This window comes from Paenarthrobacter sp. JL.01a (genome assembly GCF_025452095.1).
Classification (GTDB): domain Bacteria; phylum Actinomycetota; class Actinomycetes; order Actinomycetales; family Micrococcaceae; genus Arthrobacter.
On record NZ_CP104877.1, the window covers coordinates 3,838,336 to 3,862,145 of the forward strand.

The 23,810-nt window shown below is 63.9% G+C and carries 22 protein-coding genes and 1 pseudogene; 16 read left to right on the forward strand and 7 right to left on the reverse strand.

Going from position 1 to position 23,810, the window contains the following annotated elements; all coding sequences use genetic code 11:
- Position 1: 1 nt before the first annotated feature.
- Positions 2–1,951, reverse strand: a complete 1,950-nt coding sequence (locus tag N5P29_RS18205; protein ID WP_262276202.1) for a primary-amine oxidase — start codon at positions 1,949–1,951, stop codon at positions 2–4.
- 120 nt (positions 1,952–2,071) lie between these two features.
- Here N5P29_RS18205 and N5P29_RS18210 point away from each other — a divergent pair, with 120 nt between their 5' ends.
- The 3 genes from N5P29_RS18210 to N5P29_RS18220 all read left to right on the forward strand — a co-directional run bounded on the left by N5P29_RS18210 (position 2,072) and on the right by N5P29_RS18220 (position 4,171).
- Entirely contained in the window at positions 2,072–2,662 is a 591-nt protein-coding gene (locus N5P29_RS18210; RefSeq protein ID WP_262276203.1) for a TetR/AcrR family transcriptional regulator, read from the forward strand.
- 113 nt (positions 2,663–2,775) lie between these two features.
- Positions 2,776–3,459: a helix-turn-helix domain-containing protein gene (locus N5P29_RS18215; RefSeq protein ID WP_262276204.1), complete on the forward strand. Its 684-nt coding sequence runs from the start codon at positions 2,776–2,778 to the stop codon at positions 3,457–3,459.
- A gap of 64 nt (positions 3,460–3,523) precedes the next feature.
- Complete coding sequence (locus N5P29_RS18220) at positions 3,524–4,171, forward strand: hypothetical protein (protein ID WP_262276205.1); 648 nt, start codon at positions 3,524–3,526, stop codon at positions 4,169–4,171.
- On the opposite strand, the gene N5P29_RS18225 is transcribed toward N5P29_RS18220, so the two are convergent.
- On the reverse strand, positions 4,168–4,806 hold the full coding sequence (locus tag N5P29_RS18225) for a LysE family translocator (protein ID WP_262276206.1): 639 nt from the start codon (positions 4,804–4,806) through the stop codon (positions 4,168–4,170). The genes N5P29_RS18220 and N5P29_RS18225 overlap by 4 nt on opposite strands.
- Positions 4,807–4,974: 168 nt before the next feature.
- Between N5P29_RS18225 and N5P29_RS18230 the strand changes: the two genes are divergently transcribed.
- Both N5P29_RS18230 and N5P29_RS18235 read left to right on the forward strand, forming a co-directional pair.
- Positions 4,975–6,387 carry an aldehyde dehydrogenase family protein gene (locus N5P29_RS18230; RefSeq protein WP_262276207.1) on the forward strand — a complete coding sequence of 471 codons (1,413 nt, stop codon included), beginning with the start codon at positions 4,975–4,977 and terminating at the stop codon, positions 6,385–6,387.
- 162 nt (positions 6,388–6,549) lie between these two features.
- The gene (locus N5P29_RS18235) at positions 6,550–7,407 is read left to right on the forward strand and encodes a prephenate dehydratase (protein WP_262276208.1); all 858 of its coding nucleotides are present in this window, start codon (positions 6,550–6,552) and stop codon (positions 7,405–7,407) included.
- Between the two features lie 84 nt (positions 7,408–7,491).
- On the opposite strand, the gene trxB is transcribed toward N5P29_RS18235, so the two are convergent.
- Together trxB and N5P29_RS18245 are read right to left on the reverse strand one after the other, a co-directional pair.
- On the reverse strand, positions 7,492–8,463 hold the full coding sequence (gene trxB, locus N5P29_RS18240) for a thioredoxin-disulfide reductase (protein WP_262278614.1): 972 nt from the start codon (positions 8,461–8,463) through the stop codon (positions 7,492–7,494).
- A gap of 255 nt (positions 8,464–8,718) precedes the next feature.
- Complete coding sequence (locus tag N5P29_RS18245) at positions 8,719–10,902, reverse strand: MMPL family transporter (RefSeq protein WP_262276209.1); 2,184 nt, start codon at positions 10,900–10,902, stop codon at positions 8,719–8,721.
- A gap of 154 nt (positions 10,903–11,056) precedes the next feature.
- Here N5P29_RS18245 and N5P29_RS18250 point away from each other — a divergent pair, with 154 nt between their 5' ends.
- From N5P29_RS18250 to N5P29_RS18270, 5 genes and pseudogenes are all read left to right on the forward strand, one after another.
- Positions 11,057–11,623, forward strand: coding sequence for a MarR family winged helix-turn-helix transcriptional regulator (locus N5P29_RS18250; RefSeq protein WP_262276210.1), 567 nt, complete (start codon positions 11,057–11,059; stop codon positions 11,621–11,623).
- Positions 11,624–11,704: 81 nt separating this feature from the next.
- A complete protein-coding gene (locus N5P29_RS18255) occupies positions 11,705–12,520 on the forward strand; it encodes a methyltransferase domain-containing protein (protein WP_262276211.1) in 816 nt (271 codons plus the stop codon).
- A 101-nt stretch (positions 12,521–12,621) separates the two neighbouring features.
- A complete protein-coding gene (locus N5P29_RS18260) occupies positions 12,622–12,981 on the forward strand; it encodes a YciI family protein (protein WP_144661061.1) in 360 nt (119 codons plus the stop codon).
- 72 nt (positions 12,982–13,053) lie between these two features.
- Positions 13,054–13,749, forward strand: a pseudogene (locus tag N5P29_RS21040) (RNA polymerase sigma factor); the annotation flags it as partial.
- A gap of 481 nt (positions 13,750–14,230) precedes the next feature.
- The gene (locus N5P29_RS18270; RefSeq protein ID WP_262276212.1) at positions 14,231–15,214 is read left to right on the forward strand and encodes an aldo/keto reductase; all 984 of its coding nucleotides are present in this window, start codon (positions 14,231–14,233) and stop codon (positions 15,212–15,214) included.
- Positions 15,215–15,245: 31 nt separating this feature from the next.
- Here the strand turns inward: N5P29_RS18270 and N5P29_RS18275 are convergent, their stop codons facing one another.
- Positions 15,246–16,337: a DNA polymerase IV gene (locus N5P29_RS18275; protein WP_262276213.1), complete on the reverse strand. Its 1,092-nt coding sequence runs from the start codon at positions 16,335–16,337 to the stop codon at positions 15,246–15,248.
- Between the two features lie 671 nt (positions 16,338–17,008).
- Between N5P29_RS18275 and N5P29_RS18280 the strand changes: the two genes are divergently transcribed.
- On the forward strand, positions 17,009–17,632 hold the full coding sequence (locus N5P29_RS18280) for a LysE family transporter (protein WP_186313577.1): 624 nt from the start codon (positions 17,009–17,011) through the stop codon (positions 17,630–17,632).
- Positions 17,633–17,669: 37 nt separating this feature from the next.
- Positions 17,670–18,023 carry a hypothetical protein gene (locus N5P29_RS18285; RefSeq protein ID WP_262276214.1) on the forward strand — a complete coding sequence of 118 codons (354 nt, stop codon included), beginning with the start codon at positions 17,670–17,672 and terminating at the stop codon, positions 18,021–18,023.
- On the opposite strand, the gene N5P29_RS18290 is transcribed toward N5P29_RS18285, so the two are convergent.
- A complete protein-coding gene (locus N5P29_RS18290; protein ID WP_262276215.1) occupies positions 18,024–19,061 on the reverse strand; it encodes a LacI family DNA-binding transcriptional regulator in 1,038 nt (345 codons plus the stop codon).
- 174 nt (positions 19,062–19,235) lie between these two features.
- Between N5P29_RS18290 and N5P29_RS18295 the strand changes: the two genes are divergently transcribed.
- Genes N5P29_RS18295 through N5P29_RS18305 form a run of 3 tightly spaced genes read left to right on the forward strand, consistent with a single transcriptional unit; the run spans position 19,236 to position 22,635 of the window.
- Positions 19,236–20,255, forward strand: coding sequence for a uridine-preferring nucleoside hydrolase UriH (locus N5P29_RS18295; protein ID WP_262276216.1), 1,020 nt, complete (start codon positions 19,236–19,238; stop codon positions 20,253–20,255).
- Positions 20,255–21,697: a uridine transporter UriT gene (locus tag N5P29_RS18300; protein WP_262276217.1), complete on the forward strand. Its 1,443-nt coding sequence runs from the start codon at positions 20,255–20,257 to the stop codon at positions 21,695–21,697. The genes N5P29_RS18295 and N5P29_RS18300 overlap by 1 nt, the downstream gene beginning before the upstream one ends.
- A complete protein-coding gene (locus N5P29_RS18305; protein ID WP_262276218.1) occupies positions 21,694–22,635 on the forward strand; it encodes a ribokinase in 942 nt (313 codons plus the stop codon). The genes N5P29_RS18300 and N5P29_RS18305 overlap by 4 nt, the downstream gene beginning before the upstream one ends.
- Before the next feature lie 76 nt (positions 22,636–22,711).
- On the opposite strand, the gene N5P29_RS18310 is transcribed toward N5P29_RS18305, so the two are convergent.
- Positions 22,712–23,047 carry a putative antibiotic biosynthesis monooxygenase gene (locus N5P29_RS18310; RefSeq protein WP_262276219.1) on the reverse strand — a complete coding sequence of 112 codons (336 nt, stop codon included), beginning with the start codon at positions 23,045–23,047 and terminating at the stop codon, positions 22,712–22,714.
- A 99-nt stretch (positions 23,048–23,146) separates the two neighbouring features.
- Between N5P29_RS18310 and N5P29_RS18315 the strand changes: the two genes are divergently transcribed.
- Positions 23,147–23,752, forward strand: coding sequence for a TetR/AcrR family transcriptional regulator (locus N5P29_RS18315; RefSeq protein ID WP_262276220.1), 606 nt, complete (start codon positions 23,147–23,149; stop codon positions 23,750–23,752).
- Positions 23,753–23,810 lie beyond the last annotated feature (58 nt).

Here is a 23,810-nt window from a genome sequence, read left to right on the forward strand (position 1 = left end):
GCTAGTGGCAGTGTCCGGAGGCTTCGCCGTGCCCGGATTCAGGGGCAGCCGCGTGACAGCTGGAGCCTGAGGTGTTCGCGGGCACGTCCAGCACCGGGCTGCGGTCGAAGAAGCCCTCGGGACGGAGCTTGAAGCCGACCGTGTCCACGGGCATGATCGGCCAGTCCTCCACGCGCGGGAAGTGGGTCAGGCCGAAGGTGTGCCACACGACGATGTCCTGCCCGTCGATGTCGCGGTCCTGTGCCACAAACGCGGGAAGGCCTGCGCCGCCGGAGTGCTGGTTCACGAAGTCGCCCGTCGGGTAGCGTTCCCCGTCCGCGTAACGGGTGACCCACACGTCCTTGGTGGCGAAGGCTGCACGCTTCGCGATGGAGGAGCCAGGGTCGGCCAGGAGCGTGGGCTGGTTCTCGGCGTGGAGCTTGTAACCGACGGGTTCGCCCAGGCGGTTCTTCGACTCCGGGTTGGAGATGATCCAGGTCCGTCCAACGCGGGCGTCGGCTTCGCGGACACCTTCCGACTCCTTGGTCAGCGCCGTGCGCTTGCGGGAGAACGCGTTCCCCCGCTCGTTACCCGGTCCCATGGGCTGGCGGACCACGTCCTCTTCTTCGACCCTGTTGGTGAAGCCGTCTATCGCCATATCCAGGCGGGCGCTGAAGAGGTGCTGGTGGAACGGCGCGCCGAGCCCGGGAGCGAGCTGGGAGATGTTGTCCGAGCCGCCTTCCGGGAACGCGGAGGTAAACACGACGCCGGTCGCCTTGGCTTCGAACTCGATGGTGCCGTCCAGGTAGAGGTACCAGTAGAAGCCGTAGTCGTAGTTGCCGATGGTGGTGAAGAAGGAGATCACCAGGCGGCGGTTGCGGCGGGTGTAGTTGATGCCCGTCCACAGGTCCGAGTGCTTGGAGAGGATGCCCCAGTCTTCCTCGTGCATGCAGATGCCGTTGCGGATCTCCCGGGGGTTGCCGAACGCATCGCTGATGACGGGACTGAGGTAGGTGATGTCCCCCAGGCAATCGCACCCGAGTTCCAGGGAGTTGGCGTACTGGCCCACGAGGTATTCGCCGGTATCGAAGTAGTTCTGCCAGGACCGGATCGGCGAAGGGTCGCCGTAGGGAACCACCATTTCGGCGATGGAGGCCCGGTTGATGATGGGCCGCTTGCGGTCCCCATCTTGGAACGCCAGGTTGTGGAGGACGACTCCTTCGCGGACATCGAAGCCGACATCCACGCTCCACTTCTCCCACTCCACGTGGTTGCCGCCGGTGACGGTGAAGCTCGGCCCCTCGGGCTGGGTGATGCTGATGGGCTTCTGGGTGTCGCGGAGCGGTCCGGTCAGCTGGGGGTCGGTGTAGTTTCCGTGTTCTTCAGGAATCGGCATGACCTCAAGGTCAATGACCTGTGTGACTTCCTTGTTGACTACGTCCACATAGGCCACAAGTCCGTCCACGGGATGGGCCCAGGCGCTGTCTTCAGGGAAGTCCTGCACGAAGGCCAGCCCACGGAGGATGCGGCGGCCACGCTCTTCCTCGTACTCGAACACGCCGGCGGACAAGGGAGCCACACGGACTTTTTCCACCTCCAAGCCTCGGGCGGCCAGGGCGGCGAGCCAGCGCTCGTCGGTCGCTAGTAGCGTCTCGACTACCTCGAACTCCTCTTCAAGGACCGGCAGTTCGCCGGAGACTTTGGTTTCAAGTTCGACGGCGGACAGGACCTGCCCGCGGGTGGCGGAAACGAGGACATCGGTGGGAGCGCCGCCGGAGATGTCATGGATGAACACCCGGAACCGCCGGTCGTGTTCCTCGGCGCTGCGCGATGGATCCACCAGGCCCAGGTAGGCGATGCGGTGTACGTCGCGGAGGTGTCCCGCAGCCTGCAGGATGCCCTGGACCGTGACGATTTCTTCGGCGGTGGCAAGGCCGTACTGGGTGGAACTTTCAGTTGCTGTGGGCGTCATGGCTGCCTCTGGTCCGGGACCTGTGACGGTCAGGATTTATTTTCTATAGTTGTAGAGAATAACCAAAACGTAAGATGGGTCACAAGACCTTTCCGCAAGAAATTTCCAGGAGCCCCGCCCGTGCCAAAGATTGTGGACCACGATCAACGACGCCTCGAACTGGTGGACGCCACCTGGCGGATCATCGCGAGGCTTGGCATGGAAGGCGCCACCATGCGGGAAATCGCCGAAGAGGCAGGCTTCGCAAACGGCGCCCTCAAGCCCTACTTCCCCACCAAGGACCTGCTGCTCACGTCCGCGTTTGGGCACGTATTCAACCGGACCAACCAGCGCATCACAGTCGTGACGGAAGGGTTGTCAGGACTGGCGGCCCTGCGCGCCTTCTGCGCCGAGGTCCTTCCGCTGGACGAGGAACGCGTCAACGAAGCGCGCATCGTGATCCCCTTCTGGCAAAAGGCACTCAACGATGCCGACATGGCCGCCCTGCACAGCGAATCCATGAACCAGTGGCACACCACCATCACCGCCCATGCCGCGGCAGCCCGGGCGGCCGGCGAGATTACCACCCCACTGGAGGATGCCGCCGTCGCCGACCACCTGCTCAACATGATGCTGGGCGCTCAGATCGTTGCAGCGCTATCGCCTGCAGAGCATTTTTCGCAGGACCTCGAGGGCCAGCTAGACAACTATCTGGCGCTGCTGGCGGCGTGAGGCGGCCCCCCGCGAGATTGCACATTCATAGCGGTATCGCCATGAATGTGTAATTTCCCCAAGCGGCGCCGAGAGCCATTACATATTCATAGCGATACCGCTACCATTATGAAATGACGCTGAGCATCTCCGAGCTGGCCAGCCGCCTCCATGTGAACGAGAGCCGAGCACGGCACCTCGTCAATTCCGGACGCATACGCGGGCAACGGGTCGGTGGACGCTGGATCGTTGAGGAAGCCGATGCCGCGCAATACCGCCTGGGCAGGCTTGCGGGCCGCCCGCTTTCCGAGCGAAGCGCGTGGCTGCTCATGTCCTCATTGTGGGACGAAGCCCCGCACCCTTCCCTTGATTACTTGGAGCTCTCACCCATCGAAAGGCATCGCCTCAACGAACGGATCAGGCGGCTCCAGGACTCTCCCGATCCCCAGGAACTCCTCGCTGCATGGCTCGCCAATCGCGCGGAAAAGTTTGCGTTCTCCTCCGACCCGGCAGATATAGCCGAGCTTCGTGAAGACAAACGAGTCCACCCCTCCGGGGTTTCACACCCCCGGTCCGGTCTGCTGGCGAACTCAGAGTTGGAGGCCTACGTCCACCGCGACCAGCTAAAGAGCATCGTCAAAGACTGGTTCCTGGTTGAACCGGCCTCCGGTAAGAGACCCAATGTCATTCTCAGGGCGGCCGATCAAATCCCGGATGAACTGCCACCACTTGCTGTGGCGGCAGACCTTGCAGAGTGGCCAGGCGTCCGCGAACAGCAAGCCGCGCGGGAAATCATTGGGAGCATTCATGCCCATTGAGCTCCCGGCGATGCTCCCCGAACAAAAGTAAGCATGGCAGGCGGTCTTCGAAATCCATGGCTCCATGCCCGACGGCTGGGTCTTGGTCGGCGGCCAGGCCGTCTTCCTGCACGCCGTGGAGCGAGGAGCTCCGAGTGTGCGGGCTACGAAGGACGCGGATATGGCCCTGGACATCCGGGCATTCCCGAGGATGCTCCACGACTTCACCGAGCTCCTCGTTCGGCTCGGATTCGAGTCCGCAGGGGAATCGCCGGAGGGCTATCAGCATCGATGGAAACGCGGAGAGGCCGTGATTGATGTCCTGATCCCCCGCCATCTCGGTGAACGCGCCGGGAAGCGACGCGGCGTTACGGGTGGGACCACAATTGCTGCACCAGCCAGCCAGCAAGCGATCGACCGTTCGGAGACCGTTGCCGTTCAGGCAGGATCAGCGACCGGCAGCGTGGTCCGGCCCACGCTCCTGGGCAGCCTCATCGGTAAGGCCGCAGCGCTGACCATCATCAACGACCCCCGCAGGCAGCGGCACATCGACGATTTCCTCACCTTGGCCTCCGTGGTCCGGGCGTCCGACCTTCGCGGCGTGACTTACAAGCCGGCTGAACGGGACCACCTGGCAAATATGTTGGGGCGCCTCGCCAATGAACCGGGGCTTATCGACCGGGTGCCTGAAGGTGCCGAGGGAGTGGAACGTCTGCGTCTCTCGTTGAGCTAGCTCGTCGCCCCCGACGCCACCACACCCACGCCCAGCCCCGCGATAATCCCGCTGGAGGTACGTTCGACGACGGTGCTCACCTTGGGCTTCTTGAGCCACCTCATTGCCTTGAAGGCCACGACGGCGATCATGGAGATGTAGGCGAAGGCGATCACGGCCACCACCACACCAAGGATCAACGACGTGCCCATCGTGTCGCCGCCGTGCGGGATGAACTGCGGGACCACCGCCAGGTAGAACAAGCCAACCTTCGGGTTGAGGAGCGTTGACAGGGCCCCGGCACCAAGCGCCGAAAGCCGGTTGTACGGCAAAGGCTCCTCAGCGGATGCACCGGCGCCCGCCTTCGCAGCACGACGCGACTTGATGAATGAAGAGATCCCCAAGTACAGCAAGTACAACCCGCCGGCGATCTTGATCCAGCGGAACAGCTCCGCGGACTGCTCCAGGATCGCGGCCAGGCCAACGCCAACCAACGCTGCCCACACAATCGCCGCGCCCGCCGAACCGGCAGCCGCGGCAATTCCCGCCGAAGGTCTGTTCAGTGCGATGCGAAGCACCAGGAAGGTGTCCGGCCCGGGAGTCACGGAAAGAACCAGGCAAAGACCGGCAAAAGCAGCAAGGGAAGCGAGAGTCACAAGAGTGATTGTGAGGCATACCGGCAGGTAGCGAAAGCCGGGAAAGCGTTCGCTTGCCGTCAAAGCCTGTTCGTCCAATGACAAGACCGCTCCACGTGACGCCAACCACACTGGAAACATCGCCGCGGCTTACGGGCCGCCAAGACTTACTACCTGAGCGGAGTACCAATGGAGACTTACGACGCCCTGCTGGCCTCGATCACCGCAGCCCCCGGCCAGAACAGCCGCACCATTTTCGATCCCGCCACGGGCGAAGCAGTCGGCGAGGCCCCGGTCCACACCGTCGAGGACCTCCAGCGCGCAATCGATGCGGCCGCCGCCGCCCAGCCAACTTGGGCGGCCTTGGGCCACGACGCCCGGTCGGCTGCGCTCTTGAAAGCAGCCGACGCCGTCGAGCGCTCCGCCGAAGAACTCGCCCAACTGCTCTCCCGCGAGCAGGGCAAGCCGCTGAACGGCCCGAACGCCCGCTTTGAGGTCGGCGCCTGCGCCGCGTGGCTTCGCGCCACCGCCGGAACGCCGCTGGAACCCGAAGTGGTGGTTGACGACGGCGAAACCCGCGCCGAGCTGCACTACCGGCCCATCGGCGTCGTCGGCGCAATCGGTCCGTGGAACTGGCCCATGATGATCACGGTCTGGCAGATCGCGCCGGCCCTGCGCATGGGTAACGCCGTGGTGGTCAAGCCATCGGAGTACACGCCATTGTCCGTGCTGGCGCTGATCTCGATCATCAACCAGGAACTCCCCGAGGGTCTGCTCACAGTGGTGTCCGGAGGCCGCGATGTCGGTGAAGCGCTTGCCTCGCATGACGCGATCGGCAAGGTCATGTTCACCGGCTCCACTGCCACGGGCAAGGCGATCATCCGCTCCTCCGCAGACACCGTCAAACGGCTCACCCTGGAACTCGGCGGCAACGACGCTGGTATCGTCCTGCCCGATTCGGATCCCAAAGCGATCGCCGAGGGTTTGTTCTGGGGTGCGTTCATCAACACGGGCCAGACTTGCGCCGCCCTCAAGCGCCTCTACGTCCACGAGTCCCAGTACGAGGCCGTCTGCTCGGAACTCACTGCAGTTGCAGCGGCGATGCCGATGGGTGTTGGGCTCGATGAGAACAACGTCCTCGGCCCCCTGCAGAACCGCCAGCAGTACGACATCGTGGCCCGTTTGGTTGACGCAGCCCGCGAGTCCGGTGCCCGCATCCTGCTGGGCGGCAACCCTGACCCGGACCAGCCGGGCAACTTCTACCCCACCACGCTGGTTGCGGATATCGACAACGACAACCCGCTCGTCGCCGAAGAACAGTTCGGCCCTGCGCTGCCGATCATCAAGTACAGCACCGTTGACGAGGCCGTCGCCAAGGCGAACGCGCTCGACGTCGGACTCGGCGCCTCAGTCTGGTCCTCCGACGTCGCCGCCGCGCGCGAAGTCGCCGCCAGCATCCAGGCCGGAACCGTGTGGATCAACAAACACGGCGCCGTGGACCCCCGCGTCCCGTTCGGTGGCGCGAAGCAATCCGGCTATGGCCTTGAGTTCGGCGCCGAAGGCCTCAAGGCCTTGGGAGTGCCGCAGATCATCAACGGCTGATCCCCTTCCCCGCCCAAGTAGGGGACAGATAACGTCGCACTGAGCCTCCACAGCGACGTTATCTGTCCCCTACTTGGGCCGCGGGCGGCTGAGTCGGTCCCCGCGGGCCATACGGTGGACGCTTTTGCGCCGGCGTATGCCCGGCATGAAACCATGAGCAGCATGGCCCAGAAGATTGCGTACCAAGGTGAGCCCGGAGCCAATTCGGACCTCGCGTGCAAGGAAATGTTCCCCGAACTCGAAAGCGTGCCGTGCGCAAGCTTTGAGGATGCGTTTGAGCTTGTCTCAAACGGGGATGTCGACCTGGCCATGATCCCCATTGAGAACTCCATCGCCGGGCGGGTGGCCGACATCCATGTGCTGCTCCCCCAGTCCAATCTGCAGATCGTCGGGGAGTACTTCCTGCCGATCCACTTCGACCTGATGGGCATTCCCGGCAGCACCATCGAGGCAGCCACGGAGGTGCACAGCCACATCCATGCCCTGGGCCAGTGCCGCCGCATCATCCGTGAGGCCGGCTTGAAGCCGGTCATTGCTGGCGACACCGCCGGTTCGGCACGGGAAGTCCGGGACTGGAACGATCCCCGCAAGCTCTCGCTCGCTCCGCCGCTGGTTGCCCAGTTGTACGGGCTCGAGGTCCTTGCCTCCGGCGTCGAGGACAACCCCACCAACACCACCCGCTTTGTTGTCCTGGCGCGTGAACGCGAACTTCCCACCAAGGAAGAACTCCCCGGCCCGGCGATCACCAGTTTTGTGTTTCGCGTCCGCAACGTTCCTTCTGCCCTGTACAAGGCGCTGGGTGGCTTCGCTACCAACGGGCTGAACATGACCCGGCTTGAGAGCTACATGGTGGGCGACGAGTTCGCCGCCACGATGTTCCTTTCCGACGTCGAAGGTCACCCGGAGGACGCCCGTCTGCGCCGCGCGCTGGAGGAACTGGAGTTCTTCACCACCGAAGTGCGCGTCCTGGGCGTCTATGCGGCGGATGCATATCGGGAGCGGAACACGGTCAAGGCCTGAGGATGAAAGCTGAAGAGCACGTGCTTTACGTCCACCGGATTCAGCACCGCGCGGACGTCTACAAGCCTCGCTGATTCGGCCAAGCTAAAAATGCGTCGGCTCCTCCACAAGTGCCGTGGCAATGCTGTCGGCATCTTCCAGGGCTGCCAGGTAGCGCTCAGCATCCAGCGCTGCCGAACATCCGGTTCCCGCGGCCGTGATCGCCTGCCGGTAGCGGTGGTCCACGGCGTCGCCGCAAGCGAACACACCGGACAGGTTGGTGCACGTGGTGGGCGAATCCACCTTGATGTAGCCCTCCGCGTCGAGCTCCACCTGTCCAGCCACCAGCTCGGTCCGCGGCAAGTGTCCGATTGCCACAAAGATGCCGGACGCTGCCTGTTCCCGGGTTTCGCCCGTGCGGGTGTCAGTGAGGGTCACCCCCGTTACCTTGGTATCTCCATGGATCTTGGTGATGGCTGAGTTCCACGCGAAACTGATTTTCGGGTTGTCCTTGGCCCGCTGTGCCATGATGCGGGAGGCACGCAGTTCACCCTTGCGCACGACGACGGTCACGGACTTTCCGAACCGCGTCAGGAACGTCGCTTCCTCCATGGCTGAGTCTCCACCGCCGACCACAATGATGTCCTGCTCGCGGAAGAAGAAACCGTCGCAGGTGGCACACCAGGACACACCATGCCCGCTGAGCTTCTTCTCCTCCGGCAAACCCAGTTCCTTATAGGCCGAACCGGTCGCCAGGATCACTGCCGTAGCTTCGTGGGTCTCCCCGGCTCCGGTGACCACAGTCTTGACGTGACCTGTAAGCGATACTTCAGTGACGTCGTCGAACACTATCCGGGCGCCGAACTTTTCCGCCTGGGCCTGAAGCCCGTCCATCAGCTCAGGGCCTTGTATACCCTCAGGGAAGCCGGGAAAATTCTCCACTTCCGTGGTGTTCATGAGGGCTCCGCCAGCGGTGACGGAACCAGCCAGGACCAAGGGGTTCAGGCCTGCCCGGGCTGCGTAGATTGCTGCCGTGTAGCCCGCAGGACCGGACCCGATGATGATCAGCTGTTCCATTGATTCTCCTGGATTGATCTGGTCGGGGTCGTCCGCACCCGCTGCCACGAAGAATACATCCATGTGCTGAAGATGGCTTCGTCTGCCGGCAATTTTCACAGGCGGGCAACGGCTGGATAGAGGTCCTCATATTCGCCATTGCCGGCGGAAGGTTCCGCTGGCCTTCCGGTCAACGGACCCACCGCCGGACAATGGCGCGACACCCGGCTGCTTGAGTGCCGCACGCCCGCCATGGATTGACGGGACGGGCACGATCTACCGCCCCATGGACGCCGCTTCTTCCTCACGCTCCCCACGCGGATCAACTGGGTCCGCCGAAGATCCGCGCCCGAGCTTGCTTGGCCACCAGATCTTGTTTCCGATGTCGTAGGCCAGGGCCGGGACCAGCAAGGACCTGACCAGCACGGTGTCCAGGAGCACGCCAAACGCCACAATGAACGCCAGCTGCACCAGGAACATGATGGGGATGACGCCCAACGCTGCGAACGTGGCGGCGAGGACCACGCCGGCCGAGGTAATGACACCGCCAGTGACCGAAAGACCCCGGAGGATACCCGGACGCGTCCCGTGCTTGAGTGACTCTTCGCGGACCCTGCTCATCAGGAAGATGTTGTAGTCAACGCCCAGCGCAACCAGGAACACGAAGCCAAACAGCGGCACAGTGGCGTCAGCTCCCGAGAATCCAAAGACGCCGTTGAACACCCAAGCGGAAACACCCATCGCTGCGCCATAGGACAGAACAACCGAGAGCACCAGCAGCACAGGCGCCACCACCGAGCGCAGCAGCAGCATCAGGATGAAGAGGATGACCACCAGCACGATCGGAATGATGACTGCCAAGTCACGCTGTGCAGTGGTGTTGGTGTCCAGTGCTGTGGCAGTGACACCACCGACCAACGCTCCCGGGTCTGCTTCCTTGACGGCAACACGCAGCGCCTTCACGGCATTTTCGGCCTCGATCGAATCCGCTGCGTTGTTCAACGTGGCATTGATGAGAACTTTTCCGTCCCGGACAGCGGGTTCAGAGGGCGTCCCGGGCGCACCGGTAATGGGCACGCTTCCGTCGGCCAGCAGGTAGGCGTCGCCAACGCCGTCGGCTGCTTTGACCTTGTCCAGGACCTGCTGCGCGGCCCCTTGGGAGGCGACCACGACGGCGGGGCTGCCGCTGCCGGCGTCGAAGTGGCGCGCCAGCGCGTCCTGGCCGTCTACGGCGTCGGACTTGGACAAAATCACGTCCGTCTGCGGTACACCGTTGGCTTTCAACTGCAGGACTCCCGTTGCAGCCACCAGGAGCAACAACACCGAAGCAACCCAGACGACGCGCGGGCGCCGGGAGACCAGGCGGCCGGTAGCGCGCCACAGACCCTTTTGTCCCTCAAGTCCAGTGACAATTTCAGGTTCGCGTTCGTCGTCGGGCAGCAGCTTGGGCCGGAAGGGCCAAAAGGCAGCGCGGCCCAGCAACGCCATCAACGCGGGCAGCAGCGTCAGCGCAGCGAACAGTGCGCACAGGATCCCCGCCGCAGCCACGGGACCCAGCGCCTTGTTGGAATTCAGGTCGGAGAAGAGCAGGCAGAGCAGGGCGATGATGACCGTGGCGCCGGAGGCAAGAATCGGCTCGAAGGACGCCTTCCAGGCGGTCAGCACGGCATGCGTGCGGTTGCGGGTGTGGGTCAGCGCCTCACGGAATCGAGCCACGAACAACAGCGCGTAGTCCGTGGCGGCACCGATCACCAGGATGGACAGGATGCCTTGGCTTTGGCCGTTCAGCTGGATCCAGCCGATCTTGGCCATGCCGAAGACCAGCAGGATCGCGGCGCAGAGGGCAAAGACCGAGGTGAAAAGCACCGCCAGCGGAAGGACAACTGAGCGGTACACAAGCAGCAGGATCACGAATACGGCACCCAGTGCAACCAGCAGCAGGATCCCGTCAATGCCGCCGAACGCGTTGACGAGGTCGGCAGTAAGTCCCGCAGGACCTGTCACGAACGCTTTCATCCCGTCCGGGGCGCCGGGCTGCACGACGTCGCGCAGCTCCTTCACTACGTCGCGGATCTCATCGGATTCGGCGATCGGAACGATGTACTGGACGGCTTTACCGTCTTCCGAGGGAATAGGGCCGACGACGGCGCTCCCCAGCTTGAGTGCCTCGATGTCGGCTTTCAGCTTGGCTGCTTCGCCCAGCTGTGCCGGGGTGAATGCTGCGTCATTTTCAACGATGACCACAGCGGGGATCTCTTTGGAATCACGGAACTTGGCCTGCCAGTCGCCGGCTTCGGTGGCTTCGGCCCCGGCGGGCAGGAAGGATGCCTGGTCGTTGGAGGAGACCTCATCCAGGCGCCCGAAGGTGGGGCCGCCCACCCCGGCAATTCCAAGCCAGGTAATGACGAGCACCACGGGCACCAGCCAGCGTAGCCAGAACGGTACTTTCTGCGGATTCATTAGTCCTTCTTCTTGGGGAAGCATTTGAGTGGTTTTATTAGACTATAGAGTATCTCCATCATGGAACTAATCAAATGGCCTGCCTTGACGGATGCGCTGAAGGGGCGTGCCGGAGAGTAATATCCGGAGGGCAGAAATGACTCAAGGAGGGCAGATGGCGGACACGAACGGGCAGCAGACAGGCAACCCTGCCGCCGCGCCGGAAGGTGCCGTCCCGCCGTCGGACGCAGCCCCGGAAGGTGCCGTCCCGCCGTCGGGCCCCTCCCAGGACCTGGTCCGCCTGCTCCAGGACTTCACGCTGGAAGCCAACCACTACGTGGACGCCGCCGGCGGAGCGAACGACATGCACCGCACCGACCTCAACGCCTTGGCGGTGATCATGCGACATTCGGCCGCCGGACTCGTGGTGACGCCGGGAGTGCTACGCAGCGAACTGCGCCTCAGCTCCCCCGCCACCACCGCGCTGGTCGACCGCCTCCATGCGAGCGGCCACGTGGTCCGCGAGCGCCTGGGCACAGACCGCCGCCAGGTCCAGCTCCAGATGACCCCCAAGGCGTATCAGGACGGCAGTGCCATCTTCATGCCGCTCGCCATGCGCATGGGAAAGGCCATGGCCTCGTACACCGCGGAGGAGCTGGAACTCCTGAGCCGCTTCATGGCCGACATGGTGGAGGCGACCATCGAAGCCCGGCACCAAGCCACCCACCAGGAACCCAACTAGGGGACAGCAAACGGCCCAATGAGCCCCTATTGGACCGTTTCCTGTCCCCCAATTGGGGTGGGGTGGCTGTAGCGTTTCCCTATGAACGCGCAGCAGCCAGAAGATGTCTATACCCACGGGCACCACGAGTCGGTTGTCCGGGCCCATGCCTCACGGACTGTCGAGAATTCGGCGGCGTTCGTGATCCCCCATCTCACCCCCGGAACGTCGGTTCTCGACGTCGGTTGCGGACCCGGGAGCATAACGTGCGATTTCGCGGGGCTGGTTGCGCCGGGGCAAGTGATCGGTTTGGACCGGTCGGCCGATATCGTGGCGCAGGCAACCGAGCTGGCCAGGGAACGCGGCGTGGACAACGTGAGCTTCCAAACCGGCAATATCTACGATCTCGACTTCGAGGACGAATCGTTCGACCTCGTCCACGCCCACCAGGTCCTGCAGCACCTCACCGACCCGGTCGCGGCCCTGCGTGAGATGCGACGCGTAGCAAAACCCGGTGCCATCGTGGCCGTGCGCGACGCCGATTTCCACGGGATGAGCTGGTACCCGGAAGTACCGGAACTCGACGATTGGATGGAGCTGTACCAGAAGATCGCCCGGCGCAACGGAGCAGAACCCGACGCCGGCCGGCGCTTGGTCTCGTGGGCGCAGCAGGCAGGTTTCACGCAGGTGGCCCCCACCAGCAGCAACTGGCTCTACGCCACGGCCCAGCAGCGTGCCTGGCAATCCCGGGTCTGGAGCGAACGGGTACTCCATTCCGCGTTCGCCGAGCAGGCCTTGGAATACGGCTTGGCCAACGAGGCCGACCTTGCCCGGATCGCCGCCGGCTGGCACCGCTGGGGCGCCACCGAGGACGGCTATTTCCTCATTCCGAACGGCGAAGTCATCGCCCGCGCATAAATCGCAAAAAAAATTTCCGGAAGCATGTAGAAAATGCCATCGCCAGTTCCGACCCATGAGTGAAGCACCCACCCAGGGCGCCACGCCACAAGGAGTTAGACATGAAATACATGATCATGATGTTCGGGTCCGCAGAAGGCATGATGGAGACTGCCGACCCCGAATGGATCCGGGAAATGATCGGATTCATGATCCAGATCGACAAGGATCTGACCGAATCCGGGGAACTCGTCTTCAACGCCGGCCTGACCGACGGCAGCACCGCCAAGCTCGTCAAGCAGACCCCGGACGGCGTCATCACCACCGATGGCCCCTACGCCGAATCCAAGGAATCACTCGTCGGCTACTGGGTGGTCGATGTAGCCAGCGAGGAGCGAGCCGTGGAAATCTGTTCCAGCATTGTGAAGTACTCCCAGGTGGTTGAGCTCCGTGCCCTCGCGGACGGCCCTCCGGAGGTTTAGCCCTTGGCCCAACCCGCCCGCGACACGCGATTAGAGGACCTGCTGCGCACCCTCGCGCCGCAGGTCCTCGGCGTGCTGGCACGCAAGCACGGCCAGTTCGATGCCTGCGAGGACGCCGTCCAGGAAGCGCTGTTGGAGGCCGCCATGCAATGGCCCTCTGCCCTGCCGGACAACCCGAAAGCATGGCTGACGGCGGTTGCATCACGCCGCTTGGTGGATTTCTATCGGAGCGAAAATGCCCGGCGCGCGCGTGAGGAACGGGTCGCGGCCATGGACTTCCAGTACTGCGCCGCCCCGGAAACAGACGACACCCTCACCCTCATGTTCCTCTGCTGCCACCCCGCGTTGTCGGCACCGTCGCAACTGGCCCTGACGCTGAGGGCAGTTGGAGGACTCACGACGGCGGAAATCGCCTCTGCTTTCCTCGTCCCCGAAGCGACCATGGGACAACGCATCAGCCGGGCAAAACAGGGGATCCAGAAGGCCGGGGCAACCTTCAGCATGCCGCCGGCTTCCGAGCGGAAGGCGAGGCTCGGCGTCGTACTTCACGTCCTGTACCTGATCTTCAACGAAGGTTACGCTGCGAGCTCCGGTGCGTCGCTGCAGCGCGAAGAACTTACTACGGAGGCAATCCGGCTGGCTCGCCTGTTGGTGGCCGCTGCCCCCGCCGAGCCGGAGGCGACCGGACTGCTGGCGCTGATGCTGCTCACCGACTCCCGGCGATCGGCGCGGACTCTGCGCGATGGGACCCCGGTGCCGCTGGCTGAGCAGGACCGAAATCTGTGGAACCGCGCCCAGATCGACGAGGGCATTGCGCTGTTGTCATCAGTGCTGGGACGCGGTGCTGCCGGACCGTACCAACTGCAGGCCGCGATCGCGGCCGTTCACGCGGAGGCGGCCTCCAACGAGGAAACCGATTGGCCGCAAATCCTTGCCCTCTACACGGTGTTGGAAGCTGTGGCGCCGAGCCCGGTGGTGACGCTGAACCGCGCAGTGGCCCTGGCCATGGTGAAGGGGCCTGCGGCGGGTCTTGAGCTGCTTGCAGGGCTGGATGCTGGGCTCGGTCGCTCGCACCGGTTGGACGCCGTGCGTGGGCATCTGTACGAGATGGCCGGCTCGATTCCGGAGGCCCGTGCCGCTTTTCTTGCCGCAGCCAAAAAAAACACAGAGCCTCCAGGAGCGTCGCTACCTGCTGGGGAAGGTCACAAAGCTGGACGACGGCGGGTCCTGACCCCCTATAGTCGAAACCATGGAACAGCGCATACTTGGCAAGACCGGCCGTCCCGTTTCAACCGTTGGCTTGGGAACGTGGCAACTCGGAGCCGACTGGGGTTCCGTCACCGAAGCGGACGCCTTTGCCGTGCTGGAAGCTTCGGTGGAGCACGGTGTCACGTTCTTCGACACCGCCGATGTGTACGGCGACGGGCGCAGCGAACAGTTCATTGGCCGTTTCCTCAGTGAGTACCCGGAGCTCAACGTCACGGTTGCCACAAAGATGGGGCGCCGCGTAGACCAAGTCCCGGAAAACTACACCCTCAGGAACTTCCGGGAATGGACCGACCGTTCCCGTCGCAACCTTCAGCAGGACACCCTGGACCTCGTCCAGCTGCACTGCCCGCCCACCTCCGTGTACAGCAACTCCGAGGTCTACGACGCCTTGGACACCTTGGTCAGCGAGGGAGCCATCCGCAACTACGGCGTCAGCGTGGAGCGGACTGACGAGGCCCTTGAAGCCATCAAACGCGGCAACACGGCCTCAGTCCAGATCATCCTGAACGCCTTCCGTTTGAAGCCGCTCGATGAGGTCCTGCCCGCAGCCAAGGAAGCCAACGTGGGCATCATCGCGCGTGTGCCGCTGGCTTCCGGGCTGCTGTCCGGCAAATACACTCCGGAGACGGAGTTCCCGGAGAATGACCACCGGAACTACAACCGCGACGGTGCTTCCTTCGACGTCGGCGAGACCTTCTCCGGCGTGGACTTCGCCACCGGCGTCAAGGCAGCGCAGGAGTTCAGCGCTTTGGTTCCCGACGGCGTCACCACCCCGCAAGCGGCCCTCGCCTGGGTCGCGGCCCAGGACGGCGTCACCTCGGTGATTCCCGGAGCCCGCTCGGCCGAGCAAGCCGCGGCGAACGCCGAAGCCGGAGAAATGCAGGTAGTCGGCGCAGGATTGTCGGACGGTGTGCGGGACATCTACGACCGCTACTTCCGCGAAGCGATCCACCCGCGCTGGTAGGCGGCAGGCCGGCGTCGGGCATTTTTCGGCTTTACCAACCGCTGCGTGTCGGCGTGTGGCCCTTCCTTGCTTCCTCGGGCATCGACATTTCCGCCCTTAAGCCGAGGAGGCGGATCGGGCGCTCGGGTTCGATTTTGGCGGAAAGGTCCAGCGCCTGGGCCAGGACTTCGTCGCGGTCATAGGTCTCGGGGATTTTCCTCGCGTAGGTCTTGGTGAAGAAGGGTTTGTAACGGACCTTAAGGGTTAGCCCGACCACGGGCCGGCCCTCGGCGGCGACGTCTTCCAAAACGCGGGCGGTCAGTTCCTTGAGGGCGTTTTCGATCTGGCCGGGCTCGGTGAGATCCTGCTGGAACGTGGTTTCACGGCCGTGGGCGCGGGCAACCCAAGGCGTGTCATCCACCTCCGCGGCGCCCTCGCCTCTGCCGAGTTGCGCGTACCACGGACCCATTTTCGGGCCGAACTCGGGGACCAGGTCCTGCGGATCGGCGGCGGCGAGTTCCTTCACCGTGGTGATTCCGTGGGTTGCCAATCGCTTGGAAATCTTGGGACCTACGCCCCACAACCCGATGGTGGGCTTCTCCCCCATGACATCCAGCCAGTTGTCCTTGGTCAGGCGGAAGATGCCGGCCGGTTTGCCGAAATCGGTGGCGTTCTTTGCTCGGACCAGGGTGTCACCGATGCCTACGCTGCAGTGCAGCTGGGTGTTCTCGAGGACGGCGGTCTGAATCTGCTTTGCGTACGCCACCGGGTCCTCGGTGCGGACGCCGACAAATGCTTCATCCCAACCGAGTACCTGGACTGTTGCGCCGGGCTGTTCGCGAAGGGTGGTCATCACGGTTTCGGAAGCAGCCAGATAGGCCTCCTGGTCGACGGGCAGGATGATGGCGTCCGGCACCTTCCGGGCTGCTATGCGCAGCGGCATGCCGGAGCCGACGCCGAACGCCCGGGCTTCGTAGGACGCCGTAGACACAACAGCCCGCTCAGTGGGGTCCCCCCGGCCACCAACGATGATCGGCTTTCCTGCAAGCTCCGGGCGCCTCAGTACTTCGACCGCCGCAATGAACTGGTCGAGGTCAACGTGCAGCACCCATGGAGTTCCGCTCACGGGATCAGTCTGCCTCATTGGGTGCGGGCTTGGCTGTAGCGTCACGACCCTCTTTCAGCTGGGTTGCCCTTGAAATCAACCGATTCCGGGTGCATTCAGCGGCCTGCGGCGTGAAAGAGGGTCGGGGCGACACTCGTCCCGCCGCAGGCACGGAGCTTTCTCAACAAAGTGGCAGGGAAGCGATCCACAGCTTCAAACCCCTCGGGGGAAAGAAGCTTGCGTTCGCTTAGGGTTGGAGGACCAGGAAGAAGTCCTGTGGTGCCGTTAAAGAACAATGGACCCGACGGCAATCGGGTCCCTGTTCAGCGCGGTGCGCTCATTTGGTGCGGTTGGAGGGCCATAGACCTCAAACATCACCCCTTGAGTCTATGGCCCCTCACGCTATAGGTGCAACGTTCCTGAAGCTCCTCGTAGTGTGGCCGCACCCTGTTCCCATGGAGGAGGTGCCGGCATGACTTCCAAACGTAAATGGAAGGAATCATGGGGCGCCTGGAACTTGGTGGTCAACTTCATGCGGCTAGCCGTTGATGTTGCCCGCTGGTTCTGGCACAACATCCCGTAACAGGGAGCGGTGGCCGCCAGTTCCGGCTGGCGGCCACCGTCCGGGTGCATTCAGCGGCCTGCGGCGTGAAAGAGGGTCGGGGCGACACTCGTCCCGGGCACCGGCCGGCCCCGCATAAGCTGAGGTGGTGCAGTTTTCACTTTGGCTGGCCCTGGTAGGCGCCGGCACCCTCATCAGTTTCACTCCCGGCGCCGGCGCGATCTTCACCATGAGCAACTCGCTCAATTCGGGTTTCCGACGCTCCATCTGGGGCATCCTCGGCCAACAGGTGGCCCTGATCATTCACATTTTGATCGTCGCTCTCGGTGTGGGCGTCCTGGTCTCCAACTCGCCCGTTATCTTCAATGTCATTCGCTACGCCGGTGCCGCGTATCTGGTGTACCTGGGCATTCGTCAGTTCCTGCACAAGCCTGACCTGGACAAAGAGCAGGTCGATAACAAGAAGAACGAGCCCGCCCTGTCCATGTTCCAGCGCGGCATCTGGGTCAACCTGCTGAACCCGAAGGCGATCGTTTTCTTCCTGGCCTTCATGCCGCAGTTCATCCGCCCGGACCAACCCCTGGTACAGCAATATGTCGTGCTGACCGCCACAGTTCTGGCCATCGACATCATGGTCATGTGGTTCTTCTTCGCCTTGGCGGCACGTTCGTTCCAGCGGTTCACCCATGACCAAAAGGGCCAGACCATCCTCAACCGGATCTTCGGCTGCCTGTTCGTACTGGTCGGCATCCTGCTGGCAGTCATCCACTAGCCAGTTCCGGGAACGCGTGAATGCTACGGTCGGAGGCATGGAACCGGACTGGATTGAGCACCGACGCGCGGACGACGGCGAGCACGTCGGATGGATGAAGCCGGTCGACGAAGGTTTTGTTGCCGTCGACCTCTTGGGCCGTCCGCGAACCGAGGTGGTGGACTGGTTGAGCGCGGAGGAAGTTCTCGATGACCTCGGGTTGCGCTACCTGGCCGACCCCCACGAACTACGGCTCGACGACGGCGGCTGGCTCCGCGTGCGGATCGCCGAAGTAACGCCCTCCGCAGTCCGGGTCAAGAAGGACGACTGGGGCGACATGACCGCTCCGCAGATCTACTTCACAGTTTCCCTGCCCGTCAGCGAAGACAAACTTCGCCCACTGACCCGATAGCTAAGAGGTAGATCCCCGCACCACCAACGAGCTCTCCAGCGTCACGTGCGGCTCGGCCAGCGGTGTGCCTTCCATGAGTCCTCGAAGCTGCTCCCCCGCTTTGCGCCCCAAAGGCGTCGCGGGCAGGTGCACACTGGTGAGGCTGGGGTTGCTGGTGGCGGAGTAGGGAAGATCGTCGAACCCTGCCACCGCCAGCTCCTTGGGGATCGCCACCCCCTCCACGCGCGCTTCCTGCAGCACGCCGTAGGCGTGCGTGTCAGTACCGCAGACGACGGCGGTCACCCCCTCGCGCTGCCACCCGGGCCAGGCTTGGGCGAACGCGGCAGCGGCAGCACCGACGTCGATCGCTGTACTGACGACGTGCCCGGCGTCGACCACCAGGCCGCAGGCTGCTGCTTCCTCAAGGAAGGCGTCGCGGCGCAGCTGGAACGTGGTGGTCCCGGTGACGCCGTCGACGTAGGCAGCGCGGGTGTGCCCGGAGGAAGCCAAATGGCGGGCCAGCTCACGCGCACCTTGGGCAACGTCGAGGTTCACCGAGGGTGCATAGGCTTCCAACCCCGGGGCGTCCAGCAGGACCAGTGGACCGGCCGCGGAGAGATCTTCAAGGAATTCGGCGCTCGGAGCTCCCACCAGCAGGCCGGCAGGGCGGAGGGCCAGCAGTTTGCGCACGTCGGAAGCCTGGGGCGATTCGCCGGCGTCTGTCACTGAGAGCAGCAGCTGATACTCCGCGCCCAAGGCTTCCCTGACCCCGGCGATCACGTTGGCGAAGAACGGGTTGGACACATCGGGCGTCACCAGGATGACGATGGAGCTGACGCCGCGGGCAAGGGAACTCCCAATGCTGTCCACCACGTAGCCCAGTTCGGCGATGGCGGAGCGGACGCGGGAGATGTTGTCGTCCGACACCCGTCCCTGGGTCTTGCCGTTGGCGACCAGGGAAACCGTGGCTGTGGAAACACCCGCCCGCGCGGCCACCATGGCAGCCGTTACCCGGGGCGAGCGATGTGCGCGGCCACTGCGCCGCTCCAGGGATTCCATGTATCGATCGTAGCGTTGTTATACGGTCCTGAGCTGCGAGAAGACATCAAGCGCTTGACGCTCTCGACGTTAAGCGTTTGACGTAGCCGCCGAAGCAATGCCAAAATCACCCTGAATGCTTATCGCCCTGCCCCGGGCATATTCGTGGCAGGCCCCAATGACGTGGAGAGAAACGTGGAAACCAACCCCCGCAAAAAGATCATTCTTGATTGCGATCCTGGCCATGACGACGCAGTGGCATTGCTGCTGGCGCACGGAAACCCGGACATCGAGCTGCTGGCCGTGACCACTGTGGTTGGCAACCAGACCCTCGAGAAGGTCACCCGCAACGCGCTTTCCGTAGCCACCATCGCAGGCATCACGGGCGTCCCCTTCGCCGCCGGTTGCGACCGCCCCTTGGTGCGGACCATCGAAACCGCCCCCAGCATCCACGGCGACTCCGGCATGGATGGGCCGGAGCAGCCCGAGTCCGCCATCGAGCTCGACCAGCGCCACGCCGTCGACCTCATCATCGAAACCGTCATGGCGCATGAGCCGGGCACAGTCACCCTGGTTCCTACCGCGGGCCTGACCAACATCGCCATGGCTGCCCGCAAGGAGCCGCGCATCGTGGAGCGCGTCAAGGAAGTTGTCCTGATGGGCGGCGGCTACCATGTGGGCAACTGGAGTGCCGTGGCTGAGTTCAACATCATCATCGACCCCGAAGCCGCGCACATCGTCTTCAACGAGAAGTGGCCCGTGGTGATGGTGGGCCTGGACCTGACGCACCAGGCGTTGGCCACGGATGAAGTGGTGGAGCGCATCGCCAAGATCGGCACCAAGCCCGCAAAGTTCGTCCTGGAGCTCATGGAGTTCTTCAAGAAAACCTACAAGGACGCGCAGGGTTTCGACTTCCCGCCTGTGCACGACCCCTGCGCCGTCGCCTACGTCATCGACCCCACTGTGATGACCACCCGCAAGGTCCCCGTGGATATCGAACTGCAGGGGAAGCTCACCCTCGGTATGACGGTTGCCGATTTCCGCGCCCCCGCCCCTGAGGACTGCCACACCTCGGTCGCCGTTGAGCTGGACCACAAGAAGTTCTGGGATCTGGTCACCGACGCGATCGAACGGATCGGCGAGCCAACGCACGACGGCGGTGCTTCCTCTGGCGCGCAGCTCGCCGAAGCGGTTCTGGCAGGAGAGGCGAAGTAATGTCCACCCTCGCTGAAACCAAATCCACCCGGAACAACGTCACGGCCCTCATGGTCGCCCTGCTGGCAGCCTGCGTGGCGTTCCAGCTCAACGCTTCCATGCTCAGTCCGGCCCTGGTGACCATGGGCAACGAACTGCAGACGGACCAAGCCACTATCGGCCTCTCGCAGACCTGGTTCTTCACCGCCGCAGCGCTGTTCTCCCTGTTCCTCCCGCGCCTGAGCGACATCGTCGGCCGCAAGAAGATCCTTGTGGGCATGATGATCCTCATGGCCGTAGGCTCGGTCATCGCAGCCGTGGCTCCGGACGTGACGTGGCTGTTCGTGGGCCGCATCATCCAGGGAGTCAGCGGCCCGACCGTTCCGCTCTGCCTCATCATGCTCCGTTCCGCCGTGAGCAACCCGCGCAAGTACGGCGCACTCATGGGCCTCATTACGGCCGTCAATGGCGGCGTGGCCGGCGTCGACTCCTTCGTTGGCGGCTACTTCGCCGAAAACTTCGGCTTCCGCAGCATCTTCTGGCTCATGGTCGCCCTGGCCGTCGTCGCCACAGTTTTGATCGCCTTCCTCGCCAGCGAGAGCAAGCCGGCCGCCGGAACCACCATGGACTGGCTCGGCGTGTTCTTTATCGTCATTGCTGTCGGTGCCCTGCTCACCGCACTGAACGAAGGCTCCAAGCTCGCGTCGGCATTCGACGGCGGCACGCTGGCCCTCGCCGTCGGCCTCACGGTAGTTGCCGTGGTGGCGTTCGCCGCCTTCTGGACTGTGGAGAAGCGCGCCAAGCAGCCGATGGTGGAAACCGTGCACCTGCGCCAGCGCTCCACGTGGGCTCCCCTGCTGACCACGACGCTCACCATGACCGGTATCTTCGCGGTGATCAACGGCATCGTCCCGGCATTCGTCCAGGCCGCGGATCCGGGCTTCGGGGTGGGACCCACCGAAATGTCGCTCATGATCCTCACCCCGTACGCCCTCCTCGGCTGGGTCTTCGGTCCCATCAGCGGCCGATTCGCCCCGGTCCTGGGCTACACCAAGGTGCTCCGCATCGGCCTCATCGGCAGCCTCGTGGCCTTGGCCATCATTGCGCTTTTCGGCCTCAACAACCTGCCCATGATGATCTTGGGAACGGCCTTGCTGGGCATCATGTACGCCGGTACCGTCAACATCATGCTCAACGGACTCGGCGTGGTGCTCTCGCCCAAGGGCAACCCCGGCTTCCTCCCCGGCATGAACGCCGGTGCCTTCAACCTCGGTGCAGGACTGAGCTTCCTGGTCCTGCCCGCCGTCCTGGTGGCTACCTCAGCGCTCGGTGACGCGAAAGCGTCCTACCTGACCGTCGTCGTCGTTGGTTTTGCCATCACGTTCGCCGCTTTTGCCGCCTCGCTGCTGATTCCCAAGCCCGTCGATGCCGAGGTCCACGAAGACGAAGAGGTGGCCGCGTGAGCACGTCCGGAATTGTCGTCGTCGGCTCGCTGAATGCGGACCTGACCATCTACACCGAGCGACTCCCCCAGCCCGGCGAGACCGTTCACGGCAACGGTTTCGCCGTGAATCCCGGCGGCAAGAGCGCCAATCAGGCGGTTGCGGCCAGCAAGCTGGGCGGCAACGTGACGCTGATCGGCGCTGTGGGCGAGGACCCCAACGGGACCATGCTCATTGAGTCCACTGCAGGTGCCGGCGTCGATGTTTCCCGCGTCCGACGCTCGGACGTTGCAACCGGAGTAGCTGTCATATCCGTGGACGCCAACGGTGAGAACAGCATCATCATCTCCGCCGGTGCCAACGGCACGCTGGCCCCCGCCGACGTCGACTTCGCCGCTTTCCGGGGCGCCGCCGTCGTGTGCCTCTGCCTGGAGGTGGGCATCGATACGGTTGTGGCCGCCGCGCAGGCGGGGCACGACGCCGGAGCTACAGTGCTGTTGAACCTCTCGCCATACGCTGAGGTGCCTGAGTTGTTGGCGGGCTTGAGCGACGTGCTGCTGGTGAACGCGCACGAGGCCGCCCTCTTCCTTGGCTCGGAATCGGACATCCCTTCTGCCGATGCGGACGCCGAAGCGTGGGAGCCCGTCCGCAGCCAGTTCGCCGACCGCGGCTTGCAGCGGGTGCTCGTGACCCTTGGTTCGCAAGGGTCCGTGGTGCTGGATTCTTTGGCTCGCGGGGAGCAGCTGACCCGGATCGCTCCGACGCGGGTTTCCGCCGTCGACACAACGGGTGCCGGCGATGCGTTCACCGGTGCCGTGGCCGCGCGCTTGGCTGCCGGTGATTCGCTCGTTGATGCGGCGTCGTTTGCTTCAGTAGCCGCCGCGTTGGCTGCGACGAAGAAGGGTACCCAGGCCGCCTACGCAACCCTCGAGGAAGTCGAAGCCGCGCGCACCCCCTAACCCCCGTGTACCCAACTGGGGGACAGCTCCTGCTCCACTGAGTGCTCAGTGGAGCATGTGCTGTCCCCCAATGGGGTTAAGCGGACTTGCGGGCTGCGCGCTGGGCTGAACGCTCGACCGCCCTGCGGCTCAGCGCACCGTGTCCGGCCATGAGGCGGGGCACAACCACATACACGGCGGTGGGAACCACGAACGCGGTCAATACCAGGGCACGAAGGACCGGGTGCCACGGTTCCATGATGGGGCCGAGCAACAGCATGCCGATGGAGACCAGCGGGAAGATGGCGATCCACGTGATGAGCGCCCGCATGTGGACGGAAGGCCCCTGGGGACGGACGACGGCGGCGCTTGAGTTGGGCGCGACGGCCGGGGCTTCCGGGGCAGTTGTTTCGGCGGCGACGGGGGTCGTCATCAGATTCTCCAACCAGATAGTTGTAATTGATGTGAGATCACCATAACCCTGCGCGCAGCCAATTACAACTACTTAGTTGGAAACTGCTAATATGACCCCATGGCATGGGACACCGAACGAACCAAGGCCCTGCTGCTTGAGGCCGCCACCACCGAGTTCTGCACTCGCGGATTGGCGGGCGCCCGCATCGACAGGATCGCGTCCGAGGCCGGGGTCAACAAAGAGCGGATCTACCAGTACTTCGGCAATAAGAATGCGCTGTTCGACGCGGTTATCGTCACCGCCCTCAGCTCCCTCATGGACGAGGTACCCATCGAAGGTGACGGCCCCGAAGCCATGGCCGACTACGCCGGGCGGCTCTTTGACCACCACCAGAAAGATGCCACGGCGCCCCGCCTCCTGTTCTGGGAGGGTTTGGAGCGCGGCACCGACGTTGTGGGCTTGCCCAAACGCATGGCCAACTGCGCTTCCAAGGTCAACAGCACCATCGCAGCCCTGCCCGGTATCTCCAGGGAAGATGCCGGAGATCTCCTCATTACCATCGTGAGCCTCTGCGATTCGGCTCCCGTCCTGCCCGCGTTGGACGGTCTCATGGCAGGCAATGACCCCGGCCGCATCCACAGGCGACGGGCCGCCGTCGTCCGTACCGTCCACTTGGCGGCAGCAGCACTGGCGGCCGAAGCGGCCGAAGCCGCCACGGCCTGACGCAGGCGCCCTGGGCCCACGCTGTGACAGCTTTGACACCAAAAGTGACTCACTTGTG

Excerpts from the sequence above, each read along its gene's own strand:
- N5P29_RS18260 (WP_144661061.1), top strand. The coding sequence starts at position 12,622 with ATGAAATACATGATCATGATGTTCGGGTCCGCAGAAGGCATGATGGAG.
- N5P29_RS18285 (WP_262276214.1), top strand. The coding sequence starts at position 17,670 with ATGGAACCGGACTGGATTGAGCACCGACGCGCGGACGACGGCGAGCAC.
- N5P29_RS18270 (WP_262276212.1), top strand. The coding sequence starts at position 14,231 with ATGGAACAGCGCATACTTGGCAAGACCGGCCGTCCCGTTTCAACCGTT.
- N5P29_RS18230 (WP_262276207.1), top strand. The coding sequence starts at position 4,975 with ATGGAGACTTACGACGCCCTGCTGGCCTCGATCACCGCAGCCCCCGGC.
- N5P29_RS18235 (WP_262276208.1), top strand. The coding sequence starts at position 6,550 with ATGGCCCAGAAGATTGCGTACCAAGGTGAGCCCGGAGCCAATTCGGAC.
- N5P29_RS18245 (WP_262276209.1), bottom strand. The coding sequence starts at position 10,902 with ATGAATCCGCAGAAAGTACCGTTCTGGCTACGCTGGCTGGTGCCCGTG.
- N5P29_RS18315 (WP_262276220.1), top strand. The coding sequence starts at position 23,147 with ATGGCATGGGACACCGAACGAACCAAGGCCCTGCTGCTTGAGGCCGCC.
- N5P29_RS18290 (WP_262276215.1), bottom strand. The coding sequence starts at position 19,061 with ATGGAATCCCTGGAGCGGCGCAGTGGCCGCGCACATCGCTCGCCCCGG.
- trxB (WP_262278614.1), bottom strand. The coding sequence starts at position 8,463 with ATGGAACAGCTGATCATCATCGGGTCCGGTCCTGCGGGCTACACGGCA.
- N5P29_RS18250 (WP_262276210.1), top strand. The coding sequence starts at position 11,057 with ATGGCGGACACGAACGGGCAGCAGACAGGCAACCCTGCCGCCGCGCCG.
- N5P29_RS18310 (WP_262276219.1), bottom strand. The coding sequence starts at position 23,047 with ATGACGACCCCCGTCGCCGCCGAAACAACTGCCCCGGAAGCCCCGGCC.
- N5P29_RS18205 (WP_262276202.1), bottom strand. The coding sequence starts at position 1,951 with ATGACGCCCACAGCAACTGAAAGTTCCACCCAGTACGGCCTTGCCACC.
- N5P29_RS18255 (WP_262276211.1), top strand. The coding sequence starts at position 11,705 with ATGAACGCGCAGCAGCCAGAAGATGTCTATACCCACGGGCACCACGAG.
- N5P29_RS18220 (WP_262276205.1), top strand. The coding sequence starts at position 3,524 with ATGCCCGACGGCTGGGTCTTGGTCGGCGGCCAGGCCGTCTTCCTGCAC.
- N5P29_RS18300 (WP_262276217.1), top strand. The coding sequence starts at position 20,255 with ATGTCCACCCTCGCTGAAACCAAATCCACCCGGAACAACGTCACGGCC.
- N5P29_RS18275 (WP_262276213.1), bottom strand. The coding sequence starts at position 16,337 with ATGAGGCAGACTGATCCCGTGAGCGGAACTCCATGGGTGCTGCACGTT.
- N5P29_RS18215 (WP_262276204.1), top strand. The coding sequence starts at position 2,776 with ATGACGCTGAGCATCTCCGAGCTGGCCAGCCGCCTCCATGTGAACGAG.